Raw genomic sequence first — 4880 nt, 5'->3', positions numbered from 1 at the left:
GGCCAGGAACGGGTTCGCGGAGTCGCGGCGGGAGCGGCTGGAGCGGGGCGGGGGCGACCGGATCGAGGTGGGCTCGCTGGGGCTCAACTACCGGACGCCGGGAGGAAGCAGGGCGGAGGACGCGCCGGGCAACCCGGGCGGGCGCGCCAACCGGGCCAGCGGGCCGGTCGCCTCGGCGCCGCCGCCGTTCCAGGTCACCACCAGCGGCGCCCGGAACCCGCGCAGCGCCAGCGCCGCCCGCATCCCGGCCTGCACACCGTGCGCGTGCACCACGTCCGCCCCGGCGCACGCGGCCCGCAGGGCGCTCACCGCGGTCGGGGTGAACTGCGCCCCCGCGCCCGTGAAGTCGTACTCGCCCTCCGCCTCGACCGGCGCGCACACCGTCACCCGTACCCCGCGCGCCGCCAGCCCGCCGGCCAGCGACCGCACGTGCGCGCTGCTGCCGGCGCCCGCGCCCCCGAGGACCTGTACGGCACGCAGCGGCGCCCGCCCGTACGGCGGGCCCGTAACCGGAACCGGTGTGCTGCTCACGGCCGGAGCTCCTGGGTGAGGGGGCAGGGACGTCGCCCAGGATGCCAGCCCGTACGCGCGTTCCGAGCCCATTCGGGTGCGGATCCGGTACAGGATGACCCCTCACACCTTCATGCGTCACCCACACGGGCTACGAACCTGTCACCCTGACGAAGCGTCAGCACCCTCCGCGCGCCGCCCGAAGGACACCAGAGTGCGCCCCGCCGGGGAAACGGAACGGAACGGGGCAGAAACCGGAAGGAACGGGGACCGGAACAGAACGGGGCCGCGGACGGGAACAGGCGCCGGGGCCGCCGCGCCCCCGGCGCCGGGGTCGGCGCCGGGGTCGGGGTCGGCGCCGGGGTCGGGGACGGGGACGGCGCCGGCGTCAGCCCCGTCGTCGGCGTCCCCGCCGCCCCTACCCGTCCGCCCGCGCCGCCGCCAGCAGTTCCTCCGCGTGGGCCCGTGCCGTCTCCGAGTCCTCCTGGCCGGCCAGCATCCGCGACAGCTCGCGGATCCGGTCCTCGCCCTCCAGGACCGTGACCCCGCTGCGGGTCACCGACCCGTCGTTGGTCTTCTCCACCAGCAGCTGCCGGTCCGCGAAGGCGGCCACCTGCGGCAGGTGCGTGACCACCACGACCTGCGCCGACCTGGCCAGCTTCGCCAGCCGCCGGCCGACCTCCACCGCCGCCTTGCCGCCGACGCCCGCGTCGACCTCGTCGAACAGGTACGTCGGGACCGGGTCGGAGCCGGCGAAGACGACCTCCACCGCCAGCATCACCCGGGACAGCTCACCGCCCGACGCGCCCTTGGCGATCGGCCGCGGCTGGGCCCCCGGGTGCGGGGCGAGGAGCAGCTCCACCTCGTCCGCGCCGGTCGGCCCGTACGCGACCGCGCGACCGCCGACCTCGACGCCCTCGCCGGAGGGGTCCTCGGCCTGCCGGATGTCGATCGAGACCCGGGCGTGCGGCATCGCCAGCGAGGCCAGCTCCGCGGTCACGGCCGAGGCGAAGCGCGCGGCCGCCTCCGTCCGGGCGTCCGTCAGCGCCTGCGCCATGCCGGACAGCTCCGCCCGCAGCGCGTCCCGCTCGGCGGTCAGCTCGCCGATCCGCTCGTCGTCGCCGTCCAGCTCCAGCAGCCGGGCGGCACCCGTCTGCGCCCACTGCAGTACGGCGTCCAGGCCGCCGTCGGCGGTGCCGTACTTCCGGGTCAGCTGGGTCAGGGCCGCGCGGCGCTCTTCCACCGCCGCCAGCCGCAGCGGGTCGGCGTCCAGGTCGTCGGCGTACCCGGCCAGCTCGCCGGCCACGTCGGCCAGCAGGATCCCCAGCTCCCCGATGCGCTCGGCGAGCGCGCCGAGCGCCACATCGTGCGAGCGTACGGACTCCAGGGCCCGGTGGGCGCCCGCGACCAAGGTGGTGGCGTCGACGCCCTCGGGGTCCTCCGGGTCGCCCGCGAGCGCGGCGTGCGCGAGCTGCGCGGCGCCCGCCAGCGACTCGGCGTGGCCGAGACGTTCCGCCTCGGCGGCCAGCTCGGCGTCCTCGCCGGCCCGCGGCTCGACCGCCGCGATCTCGTCCAGTCCGAAGCGCAGCAGGTCCGCCTCCTGGGCCCGTTCCCGGGCCCGGGTGGTGATCTCGTCCAGCTCCGCGGAGACGGTCCGCAGCCGCCGGTAGGCGGCCCCGTACTTCTCCAGCGGGACCGCGACGGCGTCCCCGGCGTACCGGTCCAGGGCCTGCCGCTGCCGGGCCGGCCGCAGCAGCCCCTGCTGGTCGGTCTGGCCGTGTACGGCGACCAGGTCGTCGGCGAGCTCGCCGAGCAGGCCGACCGGCACCGAGCGGCCGCCGACGTGGGCGCGCGAGCGCCCCTCGGCGGAGACGGTACGGCTGATCAGCAGCGCGCCGTCGTCCAGCTCGGCCCCCGCCTCCTCCGCCCGCAGGGCGGCGGGCGCGTCCGGCCGCATCACGATCCGGCCCTCGACGACCGCCGCCTTGGATCCCATCCGCACCAGCGCCGGGTCGGCGCGGCCACCGAGCAGCAGCCCGAGGCTGGTGACGACCATGGTCTTGCCCGCGCCGGTCTCGCCGGTCACCGCGGTGAAACCGGGCGACAGCTCGACCACCGCGTCGTCGATGACGCCCAGCGACCGTATCCGCATCTCCTCAAGCACGCAGAAGACCATACAGAGGTTTGCCACGTCAGATGCGACCTCGCCCCCTGCCCCGCTGGTCGACCGCCTCCGCCGTCACCCTGACGGGGCAGGCCGGCCGGCCCGCGGCGGCCGCGTCCCGGCCCGGACGCGGCCCAGGACGCGGCACGGAACGCGCAGCAGGCCGGTCCGTACGTGGGCCCGTACGCCGGTCCCGGCGTCAGTGCGCGGCGTCAGTGCGGGGCGCCGCGCCAGCCCGACACCGGCAGGGCGAACTTCGCCACCAGCCGGTCCGTGAAGACCGCGTGGTGCAGCCGGGCGAGCCGTACCGGTACGCTCCCCCGCCGGACCTCGATCCGGGCGCTGGGCGGCAGTTCCAGCGTGCGCCGGCCGTCGCACCACAGCACCCCGTGCGGGGTGCCGGTCTGCACCTCCACGGCCAGCACCGAGTCCGGCGAGGTCACCAGCGGCTTGGCGAACAGCGCGTGCGCGCTGATCGGGACCATCAGCAGCGCCTCGACCTCCGGCCAGACCACCGGACCGCCCGCGGAGAACGCGTACGCCGTCGAACCGGTCGGGGTCGCGCAGACGATCCCGTCGCAGCCGAAGCCGGTGACCGGCCGGCCGTCGATCTCCAGGACCACCTCCAGCATCCGCTCCGGGGACACCTTCTGCACGGCCGCCTCGTTCAGCGCCCAGTCCCGGTGGACCACGTCCCCGTTGGTGCGGACGACCACGTCGAGGGTCATCCGCTCCTCGACCTCGTAGTCCCGGGTCACCACCCGGTCCACGACCTTGTCCAGGTCGTCGCGTTCGGCCTCGGCGAGGAAGCCGACCCGCCCGAGGTTCACGCCCAGCATCGGCACCCCGGAGCCGCGGGCGAACTCCGCCCCGCGCAGCAGCGTGCCGTCGCCGCCGAGCACGATCAGCAGCTCACACCCGTCGAGCACGCCGGGTGTGGACTCCGTGACCAGCTCCACCTCGGGTGGCAGCGGCAGGTTCGCCGCCTCGTGCTTCAGCACCCGTACCCCCAGTCCGCTGCGCAGCAGACCCTGTACGACCAGCTCGGCGCTGCGTATGGCCGCCGGCCGTCCTGTGTGCGCGAGCAGGAAGACGGTCCGCTCCGTCGCGGGCTGTGCTGTTCCCACCGGTCCCCCTGTTGAACTTGTCACCGCGGCCCCTCCGCCACTGCACGGTCAACATCCGCCGGGTCGAGGGCCGGTGCCCCCGCCCGGAGCCACAGAAAGTACTCGACGTTCCCCGACGGGCCGGGCAGCGGACTCGCGGTCACCCCGAGAACGCCCAGACCCAGCTCCCCCGCCCGCCGCGCCACCTCGCGCACGGCCTCCGCGCGCAGCTCGGGGCTGCGTACGACACCGCCGCTGCCGAGCCGCTCCTTGCCCACCTCGAACTGCGGCTTCACCATCAGCACCAGGTCCGCGTCGGGCGCGGTGCAGCGCACCAGGGCCGGCAGCACCAGCCCGATCGAGATGAAGGACAGGTCGCCGACGACGAGGTCGACGGGCACGCCGTCGATCTGCTCCAGGGTCAGCTCGCGGACGTTCGTACGGTCCTTGACGGTGACCCGCTCGTCGCTCTGCAGCGACCACGCGAGCTGCCCGTAGCCGACGTCCACGGCGACCACGTGCCCGACGCCCGCCCGCAGCAGGACGTCCGTGAACCCGCCGGTGGACGCGCCTGCGTCCAGCGCCCGGCGCCCCTCGACGCGCAGCCCGAGGGGTGTGAAGGCGGCCAGCGCCCCGGCCAGCTTGTGGCCGCCGCGCGAGACGTAGTCCGGGTCGCTGCCGTCGTCGCGCACCACGAGCGCGGCGCTGGTCTCGACCTGCGTGGCGGCCTTGGTCGCGGTGGTGCCGCCGACGGTGACCCGGCCGGCGGCGATCAGCTGGCTCGCGTGCTCGCGCGAGCGTGCCAGCTTGCGGCGGACCAGTTCGGCGTCCAGGCGGCGGCGTGCCACTCCTGCCACGTTCGGTTCAGCTCCTGTTGTCGTACGGACGAGGCGTGGGGGCGGCGTCCAGCGCGGTCAGCGCGTCACGCAGTCCCCTGTGCACATCCTCGTACACCTCGACGTGTCCGTCCGCCGGGAGGTGGTCGGCGTCGGCCAGCCGCTCCAGCAGCGCGTCCACCCCGGCGTGCCCGGTCGCCGTCCGTACGACGCCCAGCGGGGCGGGCCCGGCGGGCCCGTCCGGCACATCGGGCACGTCGGACG

The 4880-nt window shown here is 75.7% G+C and carries 5 protein-coding genes; all 5 read right to left on the bottom strand.

Annotation, left to right across the window (positions count from 1 at the left end):
- Positions 1–87 precede the first annotated feature (87 nt).
- Entirely contained in the window at positions 88–531 is a 444-nt protein-coding gene (locus GPJ59_RS33485; RefSeq protein WP_374200988.1) for a glycosyltransferase, read from the bottom strand.
- 397 nt (positions 532–928) lie between these two features.
- Entirely contained in the window at positions 929–2686 is a 1758-nt protein-coding gene (recN, locus tag GPJ59_RS33480; RefSeq protein WP_219671678.1) for a DNA repair protein RecN, read from the bottom strand.
- A gap of 200 nt (positions 2687–2886) precedes the next feature.
- A complete protein-coding gene (locus tag GPJ59_RS33475) occupies positions 2887–3801 on the bottom strand; it encodes an NAD kinase (RefSeq protein WP_219671675.1) in 915 nt (304 codons plus the stop codon).
- A gap of 20 nt (positions 3802–3821) precedes the next feature.
- The gene (locus GPJ59_RS33470) at positions 3822–4637 is read right to left on the bottom strand and encodes a TlyA family RNA methyltransferase (protein ID WP_219671674.1); all 816 of its coding nucleotides are present in this window, start codon (positions 4635–4637) and stop codon (positions 3822–3824) included.
- Positions 4638–4644: 7 nt separating this feature from the next.
- The gene (locus tag GPJ59_RS33465; RefSeq protein ID WP_219671677.1) at positions 4645–4872 is read right to left on the bottom strand and encodes a hypothetical protein; all 228 of its coding nucleotides are present in this window, start codon (positions 4870–4872) and stop codon (positions 4645–4647) included.
- Positions 4873–4880: the final 8 nt, after the last annotated feature.

The organism is Streptomyces bambusae, from assembly GCF_019400985.1.
In the GTDB taxonomy this organism is placed as follows: Bacteria; Actinomycetota; Actinomycetes; order Streptomycetales; family Streptomycetaceae; genus Streptomyces; species Streptomyces bambusae_A.
The sequence above is the reverse complement of the archived record's forward strand: the minus strand, read 5'-3'. Positions and strand labels throughout refer to the sequence as shown.